The 26,239-nt window shown below is 72.7% G+C and carries 18 protein-coding genes; 12 read left to right on the top strand and 6 right to left on the bottom strand.

Features of this window, described 5'->3' with window-relative positions; all coding sequences use genetic code 11:
* Nucleotides 1–62: 62 nt before the first annotated feature.
* Nucleotides 63–1,088 (bottom strand): AraC family transcriptional regulator, encoded by a 1,026-nt coding sequence (locus ACRAKJ_RS13090; RefSeq protein ID WP_447008952.1) that lies wholly within the window; start codon nt 1,086–1,088, stop codon nt 63–65.
* A gap of 107 nt (nt 1,089–1,195) precedes the next feature.
* On the opposite strand from ACRAKJ_RS13090, the gene ACRAKJ_RS13085 reads away from it, so the two are divergent.
* Both ACRAKJ_RS13085 and ACRAKJ_RS13080 read left to right on the top strand, forming a co-directional pair.
* A complete protein-coding gene (locus tag ACRAKJ_RS13085; RefSeq protein WP_438920446.1) occupies nt 1,196–2,206 on the top strand; it encodes an aldo/keto reductase in 1,011 nt (336 codons plus the stop codon).
* 181 nt (nt 2,207–2,387) lie between these two features.
* Nucleotides 2,388–2,660, top strand: a complete 273-nt coding sequence (locus tag ACRAKJ_RS13080; protein ID WP_438920447.1) for a GlsB/YeaQ/YmgE family stress response membrane protein — start codon at nt 2,388–2,390, stop codon at nt 2,658–2,660.
* A gap of 111 nt (nt 2,661–2,771) precedes the next feature.
* Here ACRAKJ_RS13080 and ACRAKJ_RS13075 read toward each other — a convergent pair whose 3' ends face one another.
* Together ACRAKJ_RS13075 and ACRAKJ_RS13070 are read right to left on the bottom strand one after the other, a co-directional pair.
* Nucleotides 2,772–3,923, bottom strand: coding sequence for a serine hydrolase (locus ACRAKJ_RS13075; protein ID WP_438925242.1), 1,152 nt, complete (start codon nt 3,921–3,923; stop codon nt 2,772–2,774).
* A gap of 226 nt (nt 3,924–4,149) precedes the next feature.
* A complete protein-coding gene (locus ACRAKJ_RS13070) occupies nt 4,150–5,286 on the bottom strand; it encodes a serine hydrolase (protein ID WP_438925243.1) in 1,137 nt (378 codons plus the stop codon).
* 279 nt (nt 5,287–5,565) lie between these two features.
* Between ACRAKJ_RS13070 and ACRAKJ_RS13065 the strand changes: the two genes are divergently transcribed.
* The 5 genes from ACRAKJ_RS13065 to ACRAKJ_RS13045 all read left to right on the top strand — a co-directional run bounded on the left by ACRAKJ_RS13065 (nt 5,566) and on the right by ACRAKJ_RS13045 (nt 12,760).
* Nucleotides 5,566–6,777, top strand: coding sequence for a sensor domain-containing protein (locus ACRAKJ_RS13065; RefSeq protein ID WP_438925244.1), 1,212 nt, complete (start codon nt 5,566–5,568; stop codon nt 6,775–6,777).
* On the top strand, nt 6,765–7,421 hold the full coding sequence (locus tag ACRAKJ_RS13060) for a response regulator (RefSeq protein WP_438925245.1): 657 nt from the start codon (nt 6,765–6,767) through the stop codon (nt 7,419–7,421). The genes ACRAKJ_RS13065 and ACRAKJ_RS13060 overlap by 13 nt, the downstream gene beginning before the upstream one ends.
* A gap of 562 nt (nt 7,422–7,983) precedes the next feature.
* Entirely contained in the window at nt 7,984–8,550 is a 567-nt protein-coding gene (locus ACRAKJ_RS13055; protein ID WP_438925246.1) for a hypothetical protein, read from the top strand.
* Between the two features lie 788 nt (nt 8,551–9,338).
* On the top strand, nt 9,339–10,760 hold the full coding sequence (locus ACRAKJ_RS13050) for an extracellular solute-binding protein (protein WP_438925247.1): 1,422 nt from the start codon (nt 9,339–9,341) through the stop codon (nt 10,758–10,760).
* Nucleotides 10,757–12,760 (top strand): ABC transporter permease subunit, encoded by a 2,004-nt coding sequence (locus tag ACRAKJ_RS13045; RefSeq protein WP_438925248.1) that lies wholly within the window; start codon nt 10,757–10,759, stop codon nt 12,758–12,760. Before ACRAKJ_RS13050 ends, ACRAKJ_RS13045 begins: the two co-directional genes overlap by 4 nt.
* A gap of 34 nt (nt 12,761–12,794) precedes the next feature.
* On the opposite strand, the gene ACRAKJ_RS13040 is transcribed toward ACRAKJ_RS13045, so the two are convergent.
* The gene (locus tag ACRAKJ_RS13040) at nt 12,795–17,222 is read right to left on the bottom strand and encodes an Ig-like domain repeat protein (protein ID WP_438925249.1); all 4,428 of its coding nucleotides are present in this window, start codon (nt 17,220–17,222) and stop codon (nt 12,795–12,797) included.
* Between the two features lie 161 nt (nt 17,223–17,383).
* On the opposite strand from ACRAKJ_RS13040, the gene ACRAKJ_RS13035 reads away from it, so the two are divergent.
* Nucleotides 17,384–18,241, top strand: a complete 858-nt coding sequence (locus tag ACRAKJ_RS13035) for a pentapeptide repeat-containing protein (protein WP_438925250.1) — start codon at nt 17,384–17,386, stop codon at nt 18,239–18,241.
* A 61-nt stretch (nt 18,242–18,302) separates the two neighbouring features.
* Here the strand turns inward: ACRAKJ_RS13035 and ACRAKJ_RS13030 are convergent, their stop codons facing one another.
* Nucleotides 18,303–19,028, bottom strand: a complete 726-nt coding sequence (locus ACRAKJ_RS13030; protein WP_438925251.1) for an SDR family NAD(P)-dependent oxidoreductase — start codon at nt 19,026–19,028, stop codon at nt 18,303–18,305.
* 95 nt (nt 19,029–19,123) lie between these two features.
* On the opposite strand from ACRAKJ_RS13030, the gene ACRAKJ_RS13025 reads away from it, so the two are divergent.
* Complete coding sequence (locus ACRAKJ_RS13025; protein WP_438925252.1) at nt 19,124–19,960, top strand: LysR family transcriptional regulator; 837 nt, start codon at nt 19,124–19,126, stop codon at nt 19,958–19,960.
* A 79-nt stretch (nt 19,961–20,039) separates the two neighbouring features.
* Here ACRAKJ_RS13025 and ACRAKJ_RS13020 read toward each other — a convergent pair whose 3' ends face one another.
* Complete coding sequence (locus ACRAKJ_RS13020; RefSeq protein WP_438925253.1) at nt 20,040–21,677, bottom strand: FG-GAP repeat domain-containing protein; 1,638 nt, start codon at nt 21,675–21,677, stop codon at nt 20,040–20,042.
* Between the two features lie 129 nt (nt 21,678–21,806).
* Between ACRAKJ_RS13020 and ACRAKJ_RS13015 the strand changes: the two genes are divergently transcribed.
* The 3 genes from ACRAKJ_RS13015 to ACRAKJ_RS13005 all read left to right on the top strand — a co-directional run bounded on the left by ACRAKJ_RS13015 (nt 21,807) and on the right by ACRAKJ_RS13005 (nt 26,228).
* Nucleotides 21,807–24,803, top strand: coding sequence for a BTAD domain-containing putative transcriptional regulator (locus tag ACRAKJ_RS13015; RefSeq protein ID WP_438925254.1), 2,997 nt, complete (start codon nt 21,807–21,809; stop codon nt 24,801–24,803).
* A 380-nt stretch (nt 24,804–25,183) separates the two neighbouring features.
* Nucleotides 25,184–25,654 carry a hypothetical protein gene (locus tag ACRAKJ_RS13010; RefSeq protein ID WP_447008951.1) on the top strand — a complete coding sequence of 157 codons (471 nt, stop codon included), beginning with the start codon at nt 25,184–25,186 and terminating at the stop codon, nt 25,652–25,654.
* 130 nt (nt 25,655–25,784) lie between these two features.
* Nucleotides 25,785–26,228: a MerR family transcriptional regulator gene (locus ACRAKJ_RS13005; RefSeq protein ID WP_438926612.1), complete on the top strand. Its 444-nt coding sequence runs from the start codon at nt 25,785–25,787 to the stop codon at nt 26,226–26,228.
* Nucleotides 26,229–26,239: the final 11 nt, after the last annotated feature.

Genomic DNA, 26,239 nt, shown 5'->3' with positions numbered 1-26,239 from the left:
TCGCCGTCCGGTGGGGCCGCTGCCACGACCGACCACCGACCGAGCAGCCGAACGTCTCCGGACTACGGGTTGTGAGCCCCGGACAGCCCCGCCGGAACGGGATCACCGGACCTCCGGTCCCCCGGCTGCGCGTTCAGCGAGACGCGGAACTCCCGCGGTGACATCCCGACGACGCGCCGGAAAGCGGTGCTGAAAGCACTTTCGGACTGGTACCCGATGGCCCCCGCTATGGCAGTGAGGGAGTCCCCCGTGCGCAGTGCGGCGCGCGCCAGCTGCATGCGCCACTCGATGAGGTAGTCCAAGGGAGGTCTGCCCACCCTGTCCCTGAAGTTCGCGGCGAAGGCCGACCTCGACATCATCGCGATCCTGGCGAGCTCGTCGAGCGTCCAGCGGTGGCGCGGTTCGGCGTGCACGGCGCGCAACGCCGCCCCGATCCCGTCGTCGGCGACCGACGCGAGCCATCCCAGGGGCTCGTGGGACGACCCGGCGTGCGACCTGAGCATGTGCACCAGGAGGATCTGGGCCAGGTGCTCCAGGACGAGGGACCGCCCCGGCTCGTGCGTCTCGATCTCGTGGACGAGCAGTGCCGCGATGTTCCAGAGCGGTCTCCCGCCGGCGTCGTCCGCTGTGACGAGCACAGCCGGGGGAAGCGACGAGAACAGGGTCGACGCGTCGGAATCCCGGAACTCGAAGTCGACGCTGCACGCGTACGTGACGGACCCCTGGGAGGTCTCGGGCCCGCGCCCGGAAACCCCCTCGCGGAGCGACCCGTCCGAGCCGCGGACCCGGGCCTCCTCGATCGAGCTGCCGAGGCCGTACGGGGGCGGGTTCCCGAGGAGGTAGAAATCGCCGGTGCTCAGGAAAAGGGGTTCCAGCCCGTCGATGCACAGCCAGCACTCGCCTTCCACCACCACGCCGAGCTTGATGTGCGGGAAGGGGGAGAACCAGGCTCCCCACGGCGCCGTCGCGCGGAGCGGGACGGGAGCGACGGCCCGGGGCCGCGCCAGTGCCAGGGCGTCCCGGAAAGGGTCGTGCGCATCCAGGGAAACCTCTGTGCTGGACGATCGGTAAAGAGTGCTGGACTCCACGTTATGGATTGTACGCCCGGTACTGGGAACGATGGGCGTCGGCGGCAGGAGCTGCCCGGTATGAGGAACCTGCGCATACCGGATCGACGCGAGGAGCGAGAAGACGCATGCGATACCGATTTCTCGGAAGATCGGGCCTGCGGGTATCGGAACTGTCGCTGGGGACGGGCAATTTCGGCATGGGCTGGGGGCACGGGGCGCACGCACCCGAGGCCCGGGCCATGTACGACGCCTACCGGGAAGCGGGAGGGAACTTCATCGACACCGCTTCCAACTACCAGTCGGGGGACGCCGAGGAGTACCTCTCGGACATCATCTCCTCCGATCGCGAGGACGTGGTCCTGGCGACGAAGTACACCATGGGCACGTCGGCGAGCAGCGGCCTCCAGATGACCGGGAACAGCCGAAAAGCGATGGTCCAGTCCCTGGAGCAGAGCCTGCGCCGACTGGGCACCGACCGGGTGGACGTGTTCTGGGCCCACGTGGCCGACACGTCCACGCCCATCGAGGAAATAGTGCGGGCCTTCGACGACCTGACGCGCGCCGGCAAGGTCCTGTACGCCGGTCTCTCCAGTTTCCCCGCGTGGCGCGTGGCAACGGGGGTCACCCTGGCGCAGCAGCGGGGGTGGGCCCCTCTCGTGGCGATCCAGGTCGAGTACAGCCTCGTCGAGCGCGGCGCCGACCGGGAGCTGGTGCCGATGGCGGACGCCTTCGGCTTGGGCGTCCTCGGGTTCTCACCCCTCGGCGGTGGCCTCCTGACGGGCAAGTACCGGCGGGGCGCGACAGGTCGTGCGCAGAGCTCGATCAGCCGGTTCCTCCACCGGGAGGACGACCCCGCCAAGGCGAGCGTCCTGGACGCCGTCGAGAGCGTCGCCCGGGACCTCGACACCACCCCGGAGCAGGTGGCGATCAGGTGGTCGATGTCGAAGGGGGTGATCCCCGTCATCGGACCGAGGAGCGTGGACCAGCTCACGTCCAACCTCGCCGCCGCCGAGCTGGACGTCCCGAAGCGTCAACTCGAACGGCTGGACGAGGTGAGCGCGCCTCGGTTGGGGTATCCCCACGGCCTGTGGCCGGAGCACGAACGGGTGGAGAAGAGCCGGTTCACCCAGCCGTGACGACCGCGCACGCGGCCCCTGGAACAGGCCTGCACACGTCGCGGCAACCGGCTGAGTCCCACATCACTTCCACGGCGAAGTGCTCACACAGGTGTGAAATCGGTGCGAGTTGGGCAACCCGGTGCTTGTAGCGATCACGCCGCGCCGGGAAGACGGCGCGGCACGAGGACAAGGAAGCACCGTGGGCATCCTGGGTTGGATCGTTCTGGGTCTCATCGCCGGCGCCATCGCCAAGGCCATCATGCCCGGCAAGGACCCGGGCGGCATCGTCATCACCATGCTGCTCGGCATCGTCGGCGCCATCCTCGGCGGTTTCATCGGCCGCGCGATCTTCGGCTCCGACATCGGCAGCTTCTTCGACCTGAGCACCTGGCTGCTGGCCATCCTCGGCTCGCTGATCGTGCTCGGCATCTACCACGTCGTCACCAAGCGGGGCCACCGCGCCCACCGCTGACGCGACACCACCACGAACTCGGGCCCGCCGGTCGTCGACCGGCGGGCCCGAGTTCGTGGTCAGCGTGGACGGAGTTCGTCGGCAGGCACGGGGTTCACGCGTGCGGGACTCCTACTTCGTGGCGCACAGGGCCTTGTCGAAGAAGGCGAGGACTTCGTACTGCTGGACTTCGTCGTTCGTCCCGGCGACGGTGACCGCCCGGCCGTCGGGGGTGATCGCGGCGCGGGTCTGGAAACCGTCGGCGTCGCCGCCGTGGCCGTACGCGGTGACCCCGCAGCTGAGCTTCATCTCGATGACGCCCAGGCCGTAGCGCCAGCCGGCGGGGAAACCGGGCGCGTCCACCACCTGACGCATCTCCGCCAGCCGACCGGGCGTGATCAGCCGGCCGTCCTGCAGGGCGACCAGGAACTTGTTCACGTCGCTCGGGGTGGCGATCATCTGCCCCGCGGCACTGGCGATCGACGGGTCGAACCGGGTGATGTCGATCAGGTCACCGGCGATCGGCTTGCCCGCGTCGTCCCTGGGCAGCAGGTAACCCCGGGGGTGCGGGGCACGGATGTCGCGGTCGCCCGGACCCGGGTAGTACGTCTCCTTCAGCCCGATCCGGTTGACGATCTTGTCCGTGACCACCTCGGCGAAGGGGCGTCCCGCCACTTTCTGCGCCACCAGACCCAGCAGCATGTAGCCGACGTTGCTGTACGCCCACACCCTGTCCTGTCCCGGGGCGAACGCCGGTGCTTGCGTCAACGCCGCGTCCAGCACCTCCCGGGTCTCGAAGTACCGGTCCTTGACCGGCAGGATGCCGTTGGACATGAAGGGAATCCCGGTGGGCATCCCACCGGTGTGGTTCAGCAGCTGCCTGATCGTGATCGTCCGGCCGTCGATCGCCGCACCGTCGCCGCTGCCCCGCACCACGCCCGGCAGGAACTCCTCCACCGTGTCGTCCAGCGCGAGCTTGCCCTCGTCGGCCAACTGCAGGACCGCCACGGCGGTGAACATCTTCGTGATGCTGGCGATCCGCACGTAACCGTCCGACGGCACCTCGGACCTCGTCCGGATGTCACCCACCCCGGCGGTGTAGTTCTTCACGCGCCCGTTCCGGTCCCGCACCGACATCAGCAGCGCGGGCAGTGACCCGTCGCCGACCAGTTCCTCCATGCCCGCCTGCAACGCCTTGTCGTGGGCCGGTTTCGACCTGTCGCCCGACGCGCCCGCCGACGCCACCTCCGTCAGCGTGAGCCCGGCGACCGCCACGGCCGCCATCGCCGCGGCGACCGCGCCACGACGCCGACGCGCGGGACCCGACCGGGTTGTGACCGGGCGTCTGAGATCATTCGACAAGGGACACTCTCCAATTGGATGCTTCGCACCGACGCGTTCAGTGTCGTCACCGCCCGGACGGCGCACGACCCCCCGTGCTGGACACCTCCGGTACAGCCAGCACCACCTCCGGGTGGGACGACGCGAGGGCCCGGCCCTCCGTCCGGCGTCAGCTCGCGCACAGCGCGGCGTCGACGAGCGCGCCGTGGTCCGCGGCGACGGACTCGTCCTCCACCGACCCGTTGAGCGAGGTGACCACGACGGTCGCCGCGCGACCGTCGTCGGTGGCCGCGCTGACGGTCGAGTAGCCGGGGATGTCACCGCCGTGGCCCCACGCGACCCCTCCGCAGCTCAACGGCATGCTGAACACGCCGAGCCCGTACCCCGGACCGGCCTCCGACTCCGGGTCCGTCGGGATGGTGGTGCGCAACTGCGCCAGCTGGGCCGGTTCGAGCAGCTCACCGCCGAGCAGCGCGCGCAGGAAGGTGTTGAGGTCGCCCGGCGTGGAGACCAGGTGGCCCGCCGCCCACCCCCAGCCCGGGTCCATCCGCGTGAAGTCGACCAGCTCGCCGGTCGCCGGGTCACGCTGGTACCCCCTGGGGTGCCGGCCGCGGACGTCCTGCTCGCCGACCGCGGGCGCGTACGTGTCGCGCAGACCGATCCGCTGGACGACCCGGGTGGTGACCAACTCGTCGAACGGGCGGCCGGTGACCCGCTGGGCGATCAGGCCGGCCAGGAGGTAGTTCGTGTTGCTGTAGGACCAACCGCCGCCGGCGGCACGCCCGTCCTCCCTGGCGTTCGCCAGGTCGAGCAGTTCGCGGGGGTCGAGGTAGACGTGCCGGTAGGCCAGGAAGTCGGCCGCGGACCGGAACATCGAGCCGGTGTGGTCGGGCAGGCCGCTGTCGTGCTGGAGCAGCTGGCGGACCGTGATCCTGCCGGCGTCCACGCCCTTGCCCCGCACCAGGCCCGGCAGGTACGTCTCGATCGACGCGTCGAGCTCCACCCGGCCCTCCCCGACGAGCTGCAGCACGACGACGGAGGTGAACATCTTGCTCGCGCTGCCGATCCGCACCCTGCCGTTCGTCGGCACCCGGCCGCCGGTCCCCAGGTCACCCACCCCGGCCGTGTAGTGCTGGGTCCGGCCGCGCCGGTCCCGGACGGCGGCCAGCGCCCCGGGGTGCCGGTCGGCACCGACGAGTCCGTCCAGGCCCTGCTGGACCGCGTCGTGGCGGGGCTCGGACCGGGCCGTCGGGATCGGGCCGACGAACGCGAGGCCGCTCGCCGCGACCACCACCGCCGCCGTCATGGTGACCACGCGGCGACAGCGCGAGGAAGGGAGTCGATCCTGCCGGGAAGAGGACGTGGACAACGTGGACAACTCCTGGGGCTCAGCGGGTGCCGGTCCTGCGATGACCGACCGGCTCCAGGCTGCCCACCCGCACCCCGGTGGACAATCCAGCCTGCTGGACGACCGGGGTGGTGATGGCACCCCGGCCCGTCGTGCCGAGGGGCGGGCCGTGACGGGCAGCTCGATCCGCGGGCACCGCGGGTTGTGCTGATCGGTAAGGTTCGGCCGGGGGGTGGCATGGCACAGGTGCGGAAGCGCCTGCGGGCGTCGTCGGACGCCGTCGCGCGCCTGGTCGGGGGTCTCGGCACGGCGCTGCTCGCGCTGTCCGTTCTCGTCCGGCTCGGCGTGGTCGCGCTGCTCGGCTGCGTCGGTGTCGGCGTCGTCCTGCTGCCCGCCGCCCTGCGCGCGCTGCGGACGACCGCGGACCGGGAACGGGCCCGGCTCGGTGTCCTCGACGCCGGCCCGGTGCCGCGCCGGGTGGGCGCCGCGCTGCGCGACGCGACCGTGCGGCGTGAGCTGGCCTGGCTGCCGCTGCACGCCACCGCCGGCCTGGCCGCCGGGTTCGCCGGGATCGCGATGCCGGTCACGGCGCTGCAGAACACGACGTACCCGCTCTGGTACCACCTGCTGCCGCCCGACGACAACACCCCCAGCCCCATCCCCTGGGCCGTCACCGACCTCGGCGACGCACTGGCCGTGGCGCTGACCGGCGTGCTCTGCGCCGCCTTCATCACCGGGCTCGGACCGGCGCTGGTCCGGGTGCAGGAGTGGCCGGGACGGCGCCTGCTGGCACCTCCCGCGGGCACCGACCTCTCACTGCGCGTCGCGGAGCTGACCGCCACCCGTGCCGCCGCCCTCGACGCGCACGCCGCCGAGCTGCGCCGCATCGAGCGGTCGCTGCACGACGGCACGCAGAACCGGCTGGTCGCGGTGACCGTGCTGCTCGGTGCCGCGCGACGAGCCCTGGACCGGGACCCGACCGCGGCCGGTGCCGTGCTGGACCGGGCGCAGGACGCCGCCGAACAGGCGCTCGCCGAGCTGCGCGCGGTGGTCCGCGGCATCCTGCCCCCGGTGCTGGCCGACCGCGGGCTCGCCGGTGCCCTGGCCGGGCTCGCGGGCAGCTGCGGCGTGCCGTGCGAGGTGGTGGTGGACGTGCCGGGCCGGTGCGCCGCCTCGGTCGAGGCCACCGCGTACTTCGTGGTGGCCGAGGCCCTCTCCAACGTGGCCAAGCACAGCGGTGCCGCGAGCGCCGTGGTGACGGTGGGCCGGGAGGGTGACCGGCTGCTGCTGCGGGTCCGCGACGACGGCCGGGGCGGCGCGGACGAGCGCGGCGGGTCGGGCCTGTCCGGCATCCGCCGGCGGGTCGAGGCGCACGACGGGGAACTCGCCCTGGACAGCCCGCCCGGGGGGCCGACGACGATGGAAGTGGAGCTGCCGTGCGGATCGTGATCGCGGAGGACGACCCGCTGCTGCGCGAAGGGCTGGCGCTGCTGCTGCGCGCCGAGTCGCTCGACGTCGTGGCCACCACCGACACCCCCGGGTCGTTCCTGGCCGCGGTGGCCGAGCACGAACCGGACGTCGCCATCGTCGACGTGCGGATGCCGCCCACCCACACCGACGAGGGGATCGTGGCGGCCGTCGAGGCCCGGCGCCGCCGGCCGGGCCTCGCGGTGCTCGTGCTCTCGGCGTACGTGGAGCAGGCGTTCGCCACCGAGCTGCTGGCCTCGGGCACCGGCCGGCTCGGCTACCTGCTGAAGGAACGGGTGGGGCGGGTCGAGGAGTTCCTCGGCGCGCTGCACCGGGTGGCGGCCGGCGGCACCGCCGTGGACCCCGAGGTGGTGGGCCAACTGCTGGCCCGGAACCCGCACACCACCGCGCTGGGCCGGTTGAGCCCGCGCGAACGGGACGTGCTCGCGCTCATGGCCGAAGGGCTCGGCAACACCGCCATCGCCGAACGGCTCGTCATCACCGAAGGAGGGGTGCACAAGCACATCCGCAGCATCTTCGCCAAGCTGGACCTGCCACCCGACGACCGGGCCGACCGGCGCGTCACCGCCGTCCTGCGCTACCTCAAGGGCACCGGACCGAACTGACGCCGCCGCACCACCGGGTCGGTCCGCTGGCCCGTGGCCGGAACGGGCCGTCGAGGACGCTCGGCAGCCAGGCGCCTCGTTCGTCTGTGGACGGGTACCTCCCCCGAGGCCGACTTCTACGACCGCGGGACGGCGTGATCAGAGCTGCCCCGGCGGCGGTCAGGCGTGTCTTCGAGCGAGCCGCCCGCACCTCGTCCGGCGGGTGCAGCCTCTTGGAAGGCGGTCCAGAGGAGGTTGAGGGGGAGGTCGGACTCGTAGTCGTGGGCGAGCAGGCCGGCCGAGGGCACCAGCGGCGACACACTGCTCCCCGCCGAACTCCCGCACCTGCTCCGCCGCATCATCGACGGTCGCCTCCCCGAGATGCCGCTCGTGCTCACCTCCTGAAAATCCGCCGATACCGGCTCTGCCCGTCGTCGAGCCACGATCGGGACAGGAATTCCACCGCAGCCCGACACCCAGGGCCTCCTGGTCGAATCGCTGCCACGACCGGTCGCCGACCGGGCAGTCGGCAGGTATCGGACCGTCCCGACGCCCATTCGTCGCGAAATGCCATGATGGGCCGATGGGGCATGATCACCAGTCGCACGCCGGAACCTCGAACTCGGTCACGGACTCGTCCGGATCGATCATCCAAGCGCGCGACGTGTACGGCGGCATCCACCTCGGGCGATTCAGACCGAAGCCGGTTTCGTTATGCGCGACCCTGGCCACCGTACTACTGATAACCCTGTGCTGTTTCTCGTTCTTCCGCCCGACTTCCATCCGAGTTCTGTCCCCGGTGCACGGCGCATCCGTGAACCGGTGCGTGCCGGTCATCGTCGAGGGCAGGACAGGGCTCGGCCGCGGTCTCGTCGTCGGCGTGTACGCGCCCGCACAAGACGTCGTCTACCTCTCCCGCGTACTCGACGGCAACACCACCGACAGTCCGCTCGCCGTCGGCAGCCAGGACGACCGCCCTGGTACCGCCTACGACATCGTCGTGTTGAGCGCCCCCACAGCCTTCCTGGACGAACTGCGCCAAGCTGCCGCTCCCAGGGCGTTCACCGCACACGCGCTCGCCGAACAGGACGCGACACGGGAAACCAAGATCAATGTAGTGCGCAAAGGCCCCGGCCCCGTCCGCTGCTGACGAGGCCGTACCGCCGGCGGTCGCCCACCGGTACCGGCAAGCCCTCGTCCCGTACCCAGCTCAGCGAATTCTGAGATCCGGCCGCTAGCGTCGACCGAAGCGTTTCCACGCCAGTCCGGGAAGGATTCGGTGAGAGTGGTGTTCCGGATCGCCAGATCGGTACTCGCCCTCGTCTCGGTGCTCCTGCTGTCCCTGGTCGGCTCGTCGGTCGCCGCGTCGGCACAGGCAGTCTCGCAAACCCGCACGTGGCGCCTGAAGGACTGCCGACATCGTCGTCACCACCGCACCCTGGGTCGACTGCATGCGAGCACGGCCGTGAAACCCGGACACCGGGCCGTCTCACACGTGGTGTAGTCGGGTGTCGACGGCGGCGATGCGGATCGCGGGCCGGAAGGCCGGCAACACCCACGCGAAACTCTTCCGCGATATCGACGAAGGCCATTGCGCGGAACTTCCCGACATCGCCGGTGCCGTGCGGTTCGGAGTGCGGCTGGTTGGCGGTGTCGCGCGGAGCGTGGCCGACGCGATGGTTGTCGAGCGGGGCCCTCGACCCCGCAGACCGGGCGGCCGTACCGGCGCTGGAGCCCGTGCCCGGCGCGGACCCGGTACCGCGGCGGCCCCGTAGTCCGTCCGGGTTGTTCGACGGGCTGCCAGGACAACGCACCAGCAGTTCGGCGTCGTTCGCCGCCTGGACGACCCGGCAGCGCGGCACTCGCCCGCTGTCCCGGCGGGTGCGACGTCGCCCCCACCGGCAAGCGCCCGCTGGACCGGGCGCGGGAGGAGTTGTCGTGGAAGAGAAAAGGGATTTGTCGAGGCGCACGTTCCTCGGGATGAGCGCGCTGGGCGCGCTCGGTCTCGCGGGTTGCGGAGGCGGCCCCGCCGTGCCGCAGCTCGACGTCCAGGTGCCCCAGGCGCTGCTCGACCAGGCCGCCGCGCTGCGCGGCGGGTCCGTGGGGATGCTCTCGCAGAAGCTCTACTCGGAGGCCGCCAACCAGGCGCTGGACAGGTCGTTGCAGGCGTTCGCGCAGGCCACCGGCACCACGATCGGCAACGACCTGGTCTCCGGTGACGCCGGCGACATGGTCGCGAAGATGGACACCGAGGTGAAGGCGGGCACCAGCCGCGACCTGGCCTTCATGAGCGATCGGCGGTTCGTCGGCCAGCTCCACAACCTCGGCGCCCTCACCGACGTCACCGACGTGGTCGAGGAGATGCGCGCGCTCTACGGAGAGCCCGCGACGGAGGCGGCCAACTTCTGCGTGTTCGGCGGGCGCTGGTACGCGATCCCCTACCACTTCATCGCGACCGCGATGTACCTGCGCAAGGACTGGTACGAGGAGAAGGGCCTCCCGCTCAAGCCCCACTACACGTGGGAAGAGCTGCGCGACAACGCGTTGGAGGTCTCCGACCCGGCGAAGCGGCGCTTCGGCTGGGGCCTCACGGTGAACCGCTCCGGCGACGCCAACGGTTTCATCGTGAACGTCATCAACTGCTACGGCGGTGCCATCGCGGACAACACCGGCACGAAGGTGGTGTTCGACTCGCCGGAGACCGTCGCCGCCGTCACGTTCATCGGCGACACCTACACGAACCCGAAGTACGCGCCGATGCTGCCACCCGGTGTCGGGAGCTGGACCGATTCGAGCAACAACGAGAACTGGCTGGCCCAGGTCCTGGGGCTCACGCTCAACCAGTTCAGCGTCTACGCCGACTCGAAGACGAAGAACAACCCGGTCTACGCCAACACGCACCCGTTCAACGGCGCCACCGGACCGGCGATCGACCGGCCGCTCGCGTACGGCGAGTCCAACTCGTTCGTGGTGTTCAAGGGGGCGAAGAACCCCGACCTCGCCAAGCTGGTGGCGAAGTTCATGGCCGGCGGGAGCGCGCTGCTCGGTGTCGCGAAGGGGGCGCCGTGCCTGGTCAACCCCGCGTGGGACCGGGTGTGGGACTCCGACCCGTACTACACCAGCGGTGACCCGGCCTTCCCCGCGCTGCGGGAGCAGACCCGCGCGCCGCTCCCGCTGACCACCGGTACCGGCTACGCCTTCCCCCAGGCCCCGAGCCCCGGCGAGCAAGCCGCCACCGCCGCCTACCTGCTGACCGACATGATGCAGTCGGTCATCCAGGGCACCCCGCCGGCCGACGCCGTCGCCTCGACCCACGCCCGGATCGTGCAGGTCTTCGAGCAGCAGGGCTACGGGCAGTGACCGTCCTGCGTCCACCACCGGCCCGTCCGGCGCCGGGGGCGTCGTCCTCGCTCACCCCGTCGCAGCGGTTGCTCGGGCGCGACTGGCGCCTCGCCGCGGTGTTCATCGGGCCGACGCTGGTGCTGGTCGCAGGCCTGATCCTGGTCCCGATCGCCAGCTCGGTCCTCACCAGCACCACGGAGCGCCACGGCGCGGGGACGGTCTTCGTCGGGCTGGACAACTACACCGCGCTCGTCGACGACGCCGTGTTCCACAAGGGCGTGCTCAACTCGTTCGTCTTCACCGCGTACGCCGAGGTCTTCAAGGTGACCCTCGGCCTCATCGCGGCGTTGATGCTGCACCACATGCGACGCGGCCGGGCGATCGTCGCCGGGGTGATCCTGCTGCCGTGGGTGGTGCCGACGGTCGTCACGGCCTTCACCTGGCGGTCGTTGTTCGACCCGATCTTCGGCAGCGTCAACGTCCTGCTCACCGATTCCGGGATCGGGCCCGCCCTCGCCGCGATCGGGCTCGTCGACTCCTGGCCCGCCGAGTGGCTGTCCGACCCCGCGCTCGCGATGCCGGCGATCATCCTGGTCAACGTCTGGAAGGGCGTCCCGTTCTTCACGGTGACGTTCCTCGCCGGGCTCAAGGCCATCGACGGCGGTCTCTACGAGGCGGCCGTCGTGGACGGTGCCACACCGTGGCAGCGCTTCAAGCACATCACGCTGCCGGGGCTGCGCCACATCATGGTCGTGACGGTGTTGCTGTCGTCGATCTGGACGTTCAACAACTTCGACCTGATCTGGCTGATGACCCAGGGCGGACCGGGGGACGCCACCGCCCCGTACGTGATGGTGGCCTACTCGAAGGCGATCCAGCAGCTGCAACTGGGCGCGGGCGCGGCGGTCACGCTGGTGATGCTGCCGATCGTCGCCGTGCTCGTGGTGATCCTCGTGCGGCTGATGCGGCGCGGCGACCTGCCGGGCACGGGCGACGTGAGGCGCAGGCGGCTGAGCCCCGCCCAGCGCAGGGCGGTGCCGTGGGTGGTCGTCGTGGTCTCGGTGCTCGTGCTGGTGCGAGCGTCGCCGCACATCGCGTGGAAGGCCGCGCTCGTGCTGGGCGTGTTCGTGCTGCTCGCGGCCGCTGTCGGACGGGTCGTCTCCGCGCTCGCCGCCCGGGGCGACCGACTGGCCGCGCGCCTGGTCGGCGGCACCGGCTCGGGGATCGCGCTCGTGGGCCTGCTGGGCTTCGTGCTCGCCCCGCTCTACTGGATGACGGTCACGGCGTTCAAGTCCGACACCCAGATCGTCGCGCGCACCGACGACCTCTGGCCGACCCCGTGGAGCACCGAGCAGTTCACCAACCTGTTCGCGGGCAGGGCGTTCGGCACCTGGTACGTCAACACGATCCTGGTGTCGGTGGCGTCCACCGCGATCGCCCTGGTCTGCGCGGCGCTGGCCGGCTACGCGTTGGCACGGTTGAGGTTCCGCGGTTCGGAGAGCTTCACGGTGACGATCCTGCTCACCTACGTGATGCCGGGCGCGCTGCTGTTCATCCCGCTGTACCAGATGATGAGCGGGATCGGGCTGAACGACTCGTTGTGGTCGCTCGTGCTCGCCTACCCCACGTTCACCCTGCCGTTCGCGACGTGGCTGCTCGTCGGCTACTTCAGGTCGATCCCGGCCGACCTGGAGGAAGCCGCACTGGTCGACGGCTGCACGCGGTTCGGCGCGTTCGTCCGGATCGTGCTGCCGCTGGCCAAACCGGGCCTGCTCGCGGTCGCGCTGTTCACGCTCACCAACGCGTGGAACGAGTTCCTGTTCGCCTTCGTATTCATCACCAGGGACGACTACAAGACGCTGCCCGTCGGCATGCAGTCGATGATCTTCGGCGACGTCGTGCCGCAGGGACAGCTGGCGGCGGCCTCGCTGCTGATCAGCATCCCGGTCGCGGTCATGTACGGGTTGGGGCAGCGGTTCCTGACCGAGGGCCTCACCGGGGGGGCCGTGAAGGGATGAACTCGCGCGACGGGACCCGGTGGTCGCGGAGGGGTCACACCGCGACCTTCGCCAGGCCGGTGATCCCGGGGGCGCGGGAGACGACCACGAAGACGCCCGTGGCGTCGGCTCCGGCGGTGTCGAGGCCCGTGCACCCGAGTGGGCGACGGGCACCGGTGGTAGGCGAGAGGGCGGTGAGGCACGTCTGCGCGCCCGGGCGGTCCTTGAACACCGCCGAGTCGCCGACCCAGGCCACGAACGCGCCGATGCCGGTGAGGGAGGTGTTCACGGCGCCGGTGGCGGTGTCGACGACCGCCGGGCCGCAGCGCGGCGAGACGTTGTCCAGGCACGCCCAGCCGACGAAGTGGCCGCCGGTCCGGGAGAGGACCGACGCGGCCACCATCTCGGAACTGCCGACGCTCACCGGCACCTCGAAGGTCTTGAGCACCGCGCCGCTCGCCACGTCGGCCAGGGAGACCCGGCTGCCCGGCCGGCCGTTCTCGTAGCGGTACAGCAGGGCCGTCCGGCCGTCGACCGCGAGGCGTACGCCCGAGGTGCCCGGCGCGTCGACCGGCTTGGAGCCGCCGGTGGCGCGGTCCCACACCCGCAGGCCCGTCGTGGCGTAGTAGTCGTCCTCCTCGTGCTCGACGATCGACAGGTACCGGGAGTCGGCGCTCCACGGCTCGGTCGCTCCCGGTGTCGAGGACGCGAGCAGGCGACAACTCGACCCGGTGCCGCAGGGCAGGATCGTGGTGGTCCCGGACGAGGGGTTCCACGTGCGCACGACGCCCGGCCCACTCCCACCGCGTTTGCTGTCGCTGAACGCCAAGAGGTTGCCGTCGGGCGACCACACCGGGTTTTCGCTCTCCGTGTCGGAGTCACCGGCGCCGATCACCCCCTCGATCCGCCGCTCCTGGCTGTCCCACAGGAAGATGTCGTACGAGTCGTAATAACCGTCCGGGTTCGCGGGCGCACCCGAGATCAGGTAGTCCACGGCCGAGAAGGCCAGGTAGCGGCTGTCGGGCGACCACGCCAGGTTCGACGACCAGCTACCGTGCCCGGTGCCGGAGCTGCCCAGACCGTGCGTGAGGGCGATCGTGGTCTCGAGCACGGTGTCGTGCACGACGAGCGCCTGCGGTATCCCGACCGCGGCGGCGAGGTAGCGGCCGTCCGGGCTCGGTCGCACCTGCGAGACGTGGTGGAACGGTCCTGCCGTGCCGTCCTCCGCTCCGACGACCACGCCGAAGGCGCGCACCTCCCCCGGGGTGGGGGCGGGCGGCTCGTCGACGCGCAGCCGCACCCGCAGGGTCATGGCCTGTCCCAGGCAGGTGGCGTCCACCGTGACGTCGAAGGTCCCGGTCCTGGTCGGGACACCGGACACGGCGAGGACGCCTTGCGCGGCACCGCCCACGAGGGCCAACCCCGGCGGCAGGCCGGTGGCGCGGTAGCTCAGCGCGCGGTCGTAGCAGTCGCCGATGTCGAGGTACTGGGTGTAGGCCATGCGCGTGCGGGCGGTCTGCCACGTGGCGGGGGTGAGGCCGACCGGTCCGGAGACGGTGAACCGCACGGTGGCCGTGGCGGTGGCGCCGCGCTGGTCGGCGACCCGGACCGCCGCGCTCACGGTGCCGGTGGTGGTCGGCGTCCCGCTCAGCACGCCACCGGTCGACAGGCCCAGGCCGGCCGGCAGGTTCGTGGCGCTCCAGCTGTAGGGAGGGGAACCGCCGGCGGCGAGGAGTTGCGCGTTCGCGGGTCGGCCGACCTCGAACGCCCTCGGCCCGGTGGTGGCGACGGTGAGCGGTTGGCTGCCGTCCGGGCAGCGGTGGTATAGCGTCCACGAGCCGAGGGTGAGCGTGAAGGGGGTGTACTGGTACTGCTTGATCCACAGGTTCAGCCGCAGGTCGAACGCCGCCGCGATGCCCACCGACAGGTCGACGCAGCCCCGGTGGTCGATCGAGGCGGTGAACTTCGGCCCGAGCGTCAGTCCGATGCCGGCCAGGTCCAGGAGCTTGACCGAGACGTCCGCGCCCATCAGCAGCGACGCCGACAGCTGCGGTCCGACGGAGACCTGCTCGGTGGTGCGGGACGCGGCGTTGTAGGAGCGGATGGTCAGGTCCGGGTTCGTGGAGAACCCGATCATGCGGTGGAAGCGCTCGGTGACGCTGACCTTCCCGGCCACCGTCGCCTCGAACTCCAGCGCCGGGGCGAGGTCCACGGTCACCGGGACCGGTGTCGGCAGCGCCCACACCAGGCGGTGGGTGGCGCGGAAGGCGGCGGAGAGGCGGCAGCTCACCTTGCCGTGCACGTCGGCGGAGAACTGGACCACCGGTTCGGTCTGCACGGTGAACCGCACGTAGGGGGCGACCAGGAAGCCGACGCGCTGCTCGAAGTGCACCCGCGTGTTCTCGAACCGGACCAGGGCCGCCGACACGCTCACGCCGGTGCTCACGTTGCACTCGAACGCGCCGGCGCCGAACTCGACGACCGAGCGGTCGATGCTCGTCTCGCCCTGCACGACGTCGTTGGTCCGCGCCTCGGCGGGGCGCGTCGCGCCGACCGGTGTCGGGACCAGCGCGGCCGGGCCGTCGTAGCCGACCTGGAGGTCCTGGAAGAGCTGGTCGAGCGCCACGGGCGAGACGGTGAGGCGGGTCGTGCCGTCGGGCAGGCGGGTGGCGGTCCCGACCCTGCCCGCCAGGCCCTGCGGGTAGGCGGCGCCACCGCCCTTGAGGACCACGCCGCCGCCCTGGGCGGGAGCGGGGACGCCGGCGGCCACGGTGACCACGTAGCCGGTGTCGGGACCGCCTTCGACGGCGGTGGCGCTCGCCGGGTCCAGCAGGACGGTGCCCGGCGCCGGCGTGGTCGTCAGGCGCTGGGTCGTCGGCGGGGCCGGGTCGAGGTCCGCGGTGAACCAGCCGGCGACGTCGGCGAGGAGGTGCGTGCCGGACTGCGTGTAGAGGCTGATCGCGTTGCCGCCGCCCAGCGGGCTGGTGACCAGGTTCGGCCGGATCTGCCCGGGGAACTCCAGGTTCAGGCTGGAGGTGGCGGGGCGGGCGCTGCCCGCGGGGAAGGCGGACACGAACCCCGCGTCGGTGGCGTCGACGCCGGTCACGTTCGCCACGACGGCCGCGGCACCGGACGCCGGGATCGGTGTGCCCGCGGCCGTGACCGTGGCGGTGGGCCCCGGTTTGCCGCCCCGGTAGCCGACCTGCGGGCCGTTGGGGCGGGTGTCGAGGACCCGCGTCGGGGTCGTCGGCACGAACAGGCCGCTGGTCCTGGTGGGCGCGCGGGACGTGGTGAACCAGCCGACCACGTCGGTGACGAGGTCGGTCGACTCCTGGAGGTAGAGGTCGACCGTGCCGTCCGGCGACACCGGTGTCCACACCGCGTTCGCGGTGATCTGCCCGGCGCGGGTGATGTTGAGGTTGGAGGCGGCGGCGGGCCGGGGCTGCCCGCCGGGGAGGACGGCGACGAAACCCGGAGCGGTCGTGCCGACCGCGGTCACGTTCAGCACGACGCCGGCGACCCCCTCGGCGGGCACGCCACCGCGCCCGGTGACCTGGAGGCGGACCGTCGAACCGGACGCCGGTTTGCCGCCGGTGTACCCGGTCTGCGGGCCGTGGGGGCGGGTGTCGAGCAGGCGGGCCGGCGTCAGGGGCGCGAGCCGCCCGGCGTTCGCGGACACCTCGGGGGTGAAGTAGCCGGCGACGTCGGCCACGAGGTGCGTCGCCGCGTAGGTGAACAGGGCGACGCGGCCGGAGGCGGGCACGGGCACGACGACGAGGTTGGGCACGGTCTGGCCCGGCTGCTCGACGTTGAGGCTGGACGCCACGGGACGCGGTTGACCGGCGGGGTGGACGGTGATGTGCCCGGCCGCCTCCGCCTCGGTGGCCGTGACGTTGAGGACGACGGCCGACACGCCGCTCGCGGGCACCCCGCCCCGACCGGTGACCTGGAGCGGGGTGGAGCCGCCGGCGGCCGGTTTCGGTCCCGCGTAACCGGTCTGCGCCGGCCCGGGTCTCGTGTCGAGCAGCCGCGCGGGCGGCACGGGCACGTAGCTGGAGGTGCCCTTCGGCACGACGACCACCCGCCCGCCGGGCCCGGCGTCGGCGGCGCGGAACACCGCGTCGCCGCCGTAGTCGACCGTGACCGCGTGCGCGCCGGTCGGCAACGTCGACGAGGACGTGCTCGCCCTGCCCGCCACCAGGCCGACAGGTTCCCCCGGGGGCTGACCGTCCACCGAGAACCGCACCGTGCCGGTGGGCGTACCGGCACCGGCGGACACCGGGGCGGCGGACACCGAGGCGGTGAACACGACCTCGTCACCGATCGCCACCGGTGACGCCGACACCTCGACCGACACGACCACATCGGACACGGGCGCGGTGACCGCCGCCGGCGCGGTGGCACCGACGAGCAGCGGCACGACGAGGACCGCGACCAACCCGAGGCAGGCCGGTCGCACTCCCCCCACTCGCAGGAGCCCCACAGCGCACCTCGTTCTCCGCCACCCGGTTGGCTACCCGCTTCTCGCGACGGGTGCCGCGATCGTTACCGCGGGCCGATCGAGTGACGCGGCCGTGACCGTCGGCCCGCCTGTGCCAGCCTGGTGCGGTGAACCGCTACCGCACGCCCCGTCCCCGAGGTCCGGTGACACCGAGGTCCACCGCCCGGATCGCCCGGGTGGGCCGCCTGCACCGCTCGACCGGACGTCGGAAGCGGTCGTCACGCGGGGACCGGTCCTGGAACTGGACGGCGGTGGCGTCGGTGCTGGCCGCGGTGGCGGCGGTGGGCGGCGTGGTGTTCACCGGCCTGTCGCTGCAGGCCACCCGCGCGCAGATCGCGGTGGCCGAACAGGGGCAGCTCACCGACCGGTTCACCAAGGCCGTCGACCAGCTCGACCGCGCGGGCGTCGAGCACCTCCAGGCCCGGCTGGGCGCGCTCTACGCCCTGGAGCGCCTGGCCCGCGACTCACCCCGCGACCAGCCCACCGTCATCGAGGTCGTGTCCGCGTTCGTCCGCGGCACCGCGCCGCCCAGGCGGTGGACCTACACGGACGGCTTCAGCGCCTGCCCGAGCCCGGAACTGCCGCTCGCGATCGACGTGCAGGCGGCACTGGACGTGCTGGTGCGCCGAGACACCGCCCACGACCAGGAGACCAGGGCGGACCTGACGGGCGTCTGCCTGGCGCGCGCGGACCTGGCCGGAGCGGACTTCAGGGGAGCCGACTTCACCGGCACGAGCCTCGATCGCGCGGACCTCACCGACGCGGACCTCCGCGGGGCGAACCTGTCCCAGACGATCCTCGACAACGCCGACCTGATCGACGCGGACCTCACCGGCGCGGACCTGCGCAACGCGACCGTGTGGGACCTGGACCTGAGCGGGGCCACCCTCTCCGGCGCGAAGCTGTTCGGCGTCGACCTCCACCGCGTGCGGCACGACAGCCGAACCGTCGTGGACGGCGTGCTCGTCGACGAACGGACCCAGAACACCTGGTGGCGCTGACCTTCGCCGGCCGACAACCCCCGTACAGCCCCGCGCGGACCGCCCTCCGCGCGCGAACCCGTCACCAGGGCACGATCCCGTCGTCGTCGAACAGGCCGCCGGTCGGCCCGTCGTCGGGCAGCGTGGCGAGCCGGATGGCGGTCCTGGCGCCCTCCTCGGCCGTGCGGGTGCCGCGGAAGCCGTTGAGGCCCGTCGCGACGTAACCGGGGCAGGCTCCGTTGATCTTGATGTTGGTGCCGCGCAGTTCCTTGGCGTACTGGATCGTGACCGCGTTGAGGAACGTCTTCGACGGCGAGTACGCCCCGCTCACCTCGCCGAGGTCGACGTCCGGCGCGGTCTGCAGGGCCAGGGAGGCGACGTGGCTGGAGTGGTTGACGATCCGCGGGTGCTCGGACCGGCGCAGGAGCGGCAGCATCGCGTTGGTGACCCGGACGACGCCGATCACGTTGGTCTCCACCACCTCCCGCAGGTTCCCCGGCGTGACGGTCGAGGGCGCGTCCGGCCACGCCACGGCGACGGCGGCGTTGTTGACCAGCACGTCGAGCCGCCCGGCGCGTTCCTCGACCGACGCCGCGGCGGCCGCGACGCTCGCGTCGTCGGTCACGTCGAGGAGCACGCCGAACGCGTCGACGCCGGCCGCGCGCAACTTCGCCACGGCTTCCTCCCCCCGCTGTTCGTCGCGGGCCCCGACGCCGACGCTCCAGCCCAACGCGCCGAGCCCGGCCGCGATCTCGTACCCGATCCCCTTGTTCGCGCCGGTAACCAGCGCGATCGTCGTTTCGCTCATGCCTCGATCGTGACCGCGCACCACCGGGGAACCAACACCTCCGGAGTCGCACAGCGATACCCGGCGGGTATCGGTCAACCGGTAGCCTGGACCCGGTGGAAACGCGGGAGCTGCGCTACTTCGTCGCGGTCGCCGAGGAACTGCACTTCGGCCGGGCCGCCCAACGCCTGGGCATCGCCCAACCCCCGCTGTCCCGGGCGATCGCCCGACTCGAACAGCGCCTCGGGGTCGCGCTGCTGGAGCGCACCAGCCGCAGCGTCGGGCTGACCGAAGCCGGATCGGTGCTGCTGGCCGAGGGCCGCCGGGTCCTCGGCTCCCTGGCCGCCGCCGAGCGGCGCACCCGGACCGCCGCGACGAGCCGTCCCCCGCTCGTCCTGGCCACCAAGACCGGTTCCTCCGGCGACCTCCTGGCGAAACTGCTCGACGCCTACGCCACCGAACCGGACGCCGTCACCGTCGACCTGCTGCTCTGCGAGTCCCAACCCCAACGACCGCTGCACGACGGCCGGGCCGACGTGGCGCTGCTGCACCACCCCTTCGACCCCACCGCCGGGCTCGACACCGAGATCCTGGCCACCGAGGGGCAGGTCGCGATCCTGCCCACCTGGCACCCGCTCGCCGGCGAGTCCCACGTCAGGACCGCGGACGTCGGCTCACTGCCGGAACTGCCCATGGCCCGGTGGCCCGGCCCCGACGGCGCCTACCCCGAGGGCCCCGGCATCGAGGTGCACAACCAGGTGCAGCTCTTCCAGTTGATCGCCCTGGGCCGCGGCACCGCGGTCATGCCCGGGTCCACCTGCACCACCCTGCCCGAGGGCCTGGCCGCCGTACCGGTCGTGGACGCCCCGCCCGTGACGACCGTCATCGCCTGGCCCCCGCACAGCCGCTCCCTCGCCCTCGCCGTCCTGGTCCAGGTCGCCACCCGCCTGTGACCCCTCGCCACCGGCGTCCAGGTGTCCCCCGAGCAGGTGGTGGGCGGACCGTGCGCCGGCCCGCCCACCACGACGCGCATCAGGCGATCCGCGAACGCCCCCACTCCCACACGCGGGTCCCCGAGTCCCACCACGACAGCGGCCACACCAGGGCCGTGCCGGTCGACCGCGCGACGAACGCCGCGGTGCGGGCGTTGGAGTAGTCGTAGAGCAGGGTGGCGTCGACCACGCCGTCACCGGTGTGGTCGCCGAGGACCAGCTTGGTGCGCCCGGCCTCCCAGACGCCGTTGCCGGAGTCCCACCACTGCGCCGGCCAGGTGAACGCCGTACCGGTCGACCGCCCCACGAACGCCGTGGTGCGGGCGTTGCCGTAGTCGTACAACAGCACCAGGTCGTCCTTGCCGTCACCGGTCACGTCACCGACCACCGGCCGGGTGCGCCCCGCCTCCCACACGCCGTTGCCCGAATCCCACCACAAGGACGGCCACTCGAACCCCGTGCCGGTCGCCCGCGCCACGAACGCCGCGGTCCGCGCGTTGCCGTAGTCGTAGAGCATCACCAGGTCGGCCTTGCCGTCACCGGTCACGTCGCCCGCGGTGAGCTTCACCCGCGGCGCCTCCCACACCCCGTTGCCCGAGTCCCACCACGAGGACGGCCACTCGAACCCCGCACCGGTCGACCGCGCCACGAACGCCGCGGTCCGCGCGTTGCCGTAGTCGTACAGCAGCACCAGGTCGTCCTTGCCGTCACCGGTCACGTCACCGACCACCGGTCGGGTGCGGCCCGCTTCCCAGACGCCGTTGCCGGAGTCCCACCACTGCACCGGCCACTCGAAGGCCGTGCCGGTCGACCGCGCGACGAACGCCGCGGTACGGGCGTTGCCGTAGTCGTACAACAGGATGAGGTCGGCCTTGCCGTCACCGGTCACGTCGCCGACCGACAACTTGGTGCGCCCCGCCTCCCACACGCCGTTGCCCGAGTCCCACCAGTAGGCGGGCCACTCGAACCCCGCACCGGTCGACCGCGCCACGAACGCCGCGGTCCGCGCGTTGCCGTAGTCGTAGAGCATCACCAGGTCGTCCTTGCCGTCACCGGTGAAGTCGGCCCGGACCTGGGTGTCACCGCCTGCGACCGGGGTGCTGTCGACGATGTTGCGGTAGCGCAGCGGGCGGAAGCCGTCGGACACGTAGCTCGACCGCGACCGCTTCACGTGCTGCGCCACCTCGCCCCAGGTCCGCTCCTGGTACACCCACATCTCGGTGCGCCCGGCGTCGACCCACTTGTCGAACAGGGCGATGTGCCCCTCGCTCAGCAGGGCGTCACCCGGCTTCAGCTCGTCGTAACCGCCGAGGAAGGTCTTGCCGGACCACGCGGCGAAGTCGCCGGTGTTGAGGTCCCACCCGTCGGTCTTCTTCGGCAGGTGCCAGGCCATCGACACGTACCCGGAGCAGTCCGGGCGGTAGGCGTGGCCGTCACCGTCGCCGAACTCGTCGTCCTGGTCCTGGCTGTAGGGCACCCGCAGGTCCACCCACCGCTGGGCGCGTGCGAGGACCTCGGACCTGCTGATCTGCGGCCCGAGGCCGGGCAGGGCCAGGGTGGACGGCGGCGCGCCGCCCTGGTCCCGGCCCGGCGGGTCGGCGTGGGCGGACACCGCCCCGCCGACCGCGGTGGTCGCGGTCAGCAGAAGTGCGGTGAACGCCGTGGTCATCTTGCGCATGAAGTGCACGGTTCTCCCCCCGTCGTGGCTTCTCCCCTGTACGGCCGGCACCCTCGGGCATGGGCATTCACGGGGCCTTGCGAAATCCTTAATGCCGCTGCACGGGAGTGGTGCGGCCCAGGGGGCGCGATGGAGGTCAGGCTGCTGGGTTCGGTCGGCGTGTGGGAGCGCGACCGGGAGGTGGAGGCCGTGCAGCCGCGCCAGCGGGCCGTGCTGGCCGCGCTGGCGGTGGAGGCGGGCCGACCGGTCGGCGTGGAGACCCTGCTGCACCGGGTGTGGGGCGAGGACCCGCCCGACCGCGCCCGCGGCGCGCTGTACGTGCACATCAACCGCCTGCGGCGGACGCTGGGCCCGACGGTCGCGCTGCCGCGCCGGTCCGGCGGCTACGTGCTCGACGTCGCCCCGGACGACGTCGACGCGCTGCGGTTCCGGACGCTGCTCAAGCGCGCGGAGGGCACCGAGCTGCCGGCCGCCGAGCGCGTCGAGCTGTTCGACCGGGCGCTGCGCCTGTGGCGGGGCACGCCGCTGGCGGACGTGGTCGGGGACTGGGCGACCCGGACGCGCGAGACGTGGCAGCGCCTCTACGTCGACGCGCTGGTCGGCTGGGCCGACGCGCAGGTCGAGGCGGGTTCCCCCGAGGTGGTGGTCGGCCCGTTGGTGGACCTGGTCGAGCGGCACCCGCTGATGGAGCAGCCGGTGGGCGTGCTGATGCGGGCGCTGGCGCGGAGCGGCCGGTCGGCCGAGGCGCTGGACCAGTACGCGCGGGCGCGCACCCGCATCGCCGAGGAGCTGGGCGTCGAACCCGGCCCCGGGCTGCGCCGCCTGCACGAGGCGGTGCTGCGCGACGAACTGGACCGGACGCCGCCGCGGCCGGTCCCGGTGGCGCCGGTGTTCCAACTACCGCCCGACCTGCCCGACTACACCGGCGGTGAGGAGGTGCTGGCCGAGGCCGGGGCCCGGTTGCGGCACCGGTCCCCGCTGGTCGTGGTCTCCGGCCCGGCCGGGGTCGGCAAGACCGCGTTCACCGTGCGCCTGGCCAACCTGGTCCGCGCCGACTACCCCGACGGCGCGCTGTTCCTCGGTCTGGGCGGGGCGTTCGGCACGCCGATGTCGCCGGCCGAGGTGCTGAACCGGGCGCTGCGGGCGCTCGACCCGTCCGGGCAGCCGCCCGAGGCGGGGTTCGACGCCGACCTCGCCCGCTACCGGGCCGTCACGCACGACAAGCGGACGCTGGTCGTGCTCGACGACGCCGCCGGCGCCGAACAGGTGCGGCCCCTGCTGCCCAGCGGACCGGGCTGCGCGCTGCTCGTCTCGACGCGCGCCTGGCTGACCGCGCTGCCCGGGGCGGGACGGGTCGAACTGCGGTCGATGGACGACCGGGACGCGCACCGGTTGCTGGAACGCGTGGTGGGCCGCGACCGGCTGCGCGCGGAACCGGTCGCGGCGGCCCGGCTGGTGTCGCTGTGCGCGGGCCTGCCGCTGGCGCTGCGGATCGTCGGCGCCCGGCTGGCCGCCCGCCCGCACTGGCCGGTGGCGAAGCTGGTGTCCCGGATGGCCGACCGCAGCCGGCGCCTGGACGAGCTGGCGGTGGACGACCTGCGCGTGCGGACCGGCATAGACGTCGGCTACCAGGGCCTGTCCGGGGAGGCCCGCCGCGCGTTGCGGGCCATCGGCGCGGTGGACGTCGGCGAGCTGGCGCCGTGGCTGCTCTCCGCCGCGCTGGGGACCGACGCCACCACCACCGACGACCTGGTTGAGCACCTGGTCGACGCCCGACTGGTCGAGGCGGCGGCGGGCGACGGGGTCAACACCCGCTACCGGGTCCACGACCTCGTGCGCCTCTACGCCGCCGAACGCGCGCACGCCGAGGAGCGGCCCGACGAGGCCGTCGCGATGCTCGACCGCGTGCTGGCCGCCGCGGTGCACCTGGTGCGCGGGCACGACACGCGCCGCGCGTACCTGGTGCGCCACGTGCGCGACGACCCGCTGCCCGAGCCGCCCGCCTGCCGGGGTGTCGCCGTCGACCTCGCGGCCGAGGAGCCGACGCTGGTGGTGCTGGTGGAGACGGCGGCGCGGCGCGGCCTGGTGCGGCGGGCGGCGGCGCTGGCCGACGCACTGGTGTTCGCCTCGTTCGCCAAGACCAACGACTTCGCGGGCTGGGAACGCGTGCGGGACGCGGTGGCCGCCGCGGCGACGGCCGCGGGCGAGCGGGGCGTGCTGGCCGGCACGTACTACGGGCAGGGCCAGCTGCGCTACGCGCAGGACCGGTTCGCCGAGTCGGCAGAGCTGTTCGGGCGGGCCCGGGCGCTGTTCCTCGAACTGGGCGACGCCGTGGGCGCGGCCTCGGCCGCGGTGGGCCTGGCCACCGTGCACCGGGAGCTGGGCGACCACGCCCGGTCCATCCCGCTGCTGTCGGAGCACCTGGTCGAGTTCGACCGCCTGGGCCTCGACGAGGGCAGCGCCAACGCCCACTACGGGCTCGGCTACGCCTACCGCGAGCGCGGCCTGGACGCACCGGCCCTGGCGCACCTGCGCACGGCGGTCGAGCGGTACCGCGCCCTCGGGCACCGCTCGGGTGAGGCGGTCTCGGTACGGGGCATCGGCCTGGTCCACCGGGCGCGCGGCGAACTGGACGAGGCGGGGCGGTGGAGCGAGCGGGCGCACCGGTTGGCGTTGGCGTCCGGTGAGCAGTTGCTGTCCTCGTACACCGTGCAGGCGCTGGCGAAGGTCTGGATCCGCTCCGGGCAGCCGGAGCGGGCGCTGGAACCGCTGCTGCACGCCCGGCGGGTCTGCGCCGAGCACGGTGACCGGTTGGGTGCCGCGCTGGTGCAACGCACGATCGGCGAGCTGCACCTGGTCGCCGGGCGCCTGCCGGAGGCGCTGCGGGAGCTGGGTGGCGCGCTGGCGGCGTGGACCGAGATGGAGCACCGCTTGTGGCAGGCCCGCACCCGACGCGACCTGGGGGCGGTCCACTCGTGCGCGGGCGACCCCGCCACCGCGGCGGTGCACTGGCGGGCGGCGGAGGAGGTCTTCCTGGACCTGGGCACGCGAGAGGCGCAGGAGGTCGACGAGTGGGCGCGGCGCTGGCCACCGGGCGCACACGGCGGCGGACCGCTGCGGAGGTGAGGACCGGATCGTCACCGTCGGCCGGAGGTCTTCCCGGTCACGCCGGGCACCCTGCTCGCCCGGTGGCGCAGCACACCGCGGTCGCGAACCGGCTGCACCGCACCACCTGGCAACCGGTGTGGGCGACCGACACGTTCCACTTCCGGCAAGGGCACGTCCACGACGAGATCGCCGTCCGGAGCTGCGACGCGAGACCTGGCCCCTCTGCGCGGCTGCGGAAACGCTCGACGTGCTGGGACACCCGCACATCGCACTCGGGCAGTACGCCCGGGCCCGCGACGCGTGGACCGAGGCCGCCGAGCTGTAACACCGTCCTCAACCACGTCGAGGACGACGAGGCTCCGCCCGGGAACCGCGGCCGGTGCTGCTTCCTCGCCGCCGTGGCGAAGGCGCACGCGCACGGCGTGCCCGTCGAGCAGGGCGCGTCGTTCGACGAGCACGCCCCGGGCCACCGCCGACCACCCGACGTGACCGGCGGTGGCCCGGGGTCGGTCCCCCGGGCCACCGAAGCGCCGGGCCACCGGGAAGGCGTGGAACGACCCCGTCCGGGGTACGGCAGGGGGGTGACCGAACGAGAACCGCTGGACCTGGGCACCACCGAGCTGTCCGCCGAGGAGGAGGCCCGCCTCCGGCGCGAGCACGACCTGGACCGCCCCGAGGTCTTCGACCGGCGCAACGGCGTCGACGAGCGGACGCGGACGCGCGCCAACCTGCTGCCGGAGGAGCTGGAGACCGGCAGCGCCGACCCCGAGGCGCAGGCACGCGAGGTGCTGCGCGACTCGGACCTGCGCACCGAGGTCCCGGAGTCCGCGCCGGACACGATGGCCGAGCGGCGCGAATCCGGGGCCTGAGCCCCACCGGGAACGGCCCGGTGGCACCTGCGGCCTGCTCCGCTCCCGTGTCCTCGCCCGCTCGAACCCGGGAGCGGGCGATTAGACTGCGGGGGTGGGAGTACCGGCTTGCGCGCGGGACGGTGGCCTCGTGGCCGCCGCGTCTCCCGCGACCATGCGGATCGGCGAACTGGCCCGGTTGACCGGGGTCAGCGCCCGGTCGCTGCGGTACTACGAGCAGCAGGGCCTGCTGCACAGCACACGTTCGAGTGGTGGTCAGCGGTACTACACCGCGGCGGAGATCGCGCGGGTCGAGGTGATCCGGCGGCTGTTCGACGCGGGGCTGGGGAGCAGGGTGATCGCCCGGCTGCTGCCCTGCGTGGACAGCGACGACTCCGGCATCGCCGAAGACGCCTTCGGCACGATGGTCGGGGAACGCGACCGCCTGACCGCCGACATCACCCGGCTCGCCGAGGCACGGGACGCCCTCGATGCGCTGATCGAGGTGAACACCCGGTACCGGCTCGGCGCGGACCGGGGTGGTCCCGGTCGCGCCGAGGAGGACGCCGAGGAGGGTCTTCACCGCGCGTCGTGAGGGCACCGCGT

Source organism: Saccharothrix sp. DSM 118769, assembly GCF_052936295.1.
Note: the sequence above shows the minus strand (reverse complement) of the source record. Positions and strands in the feature narration are given on the sequence as shown.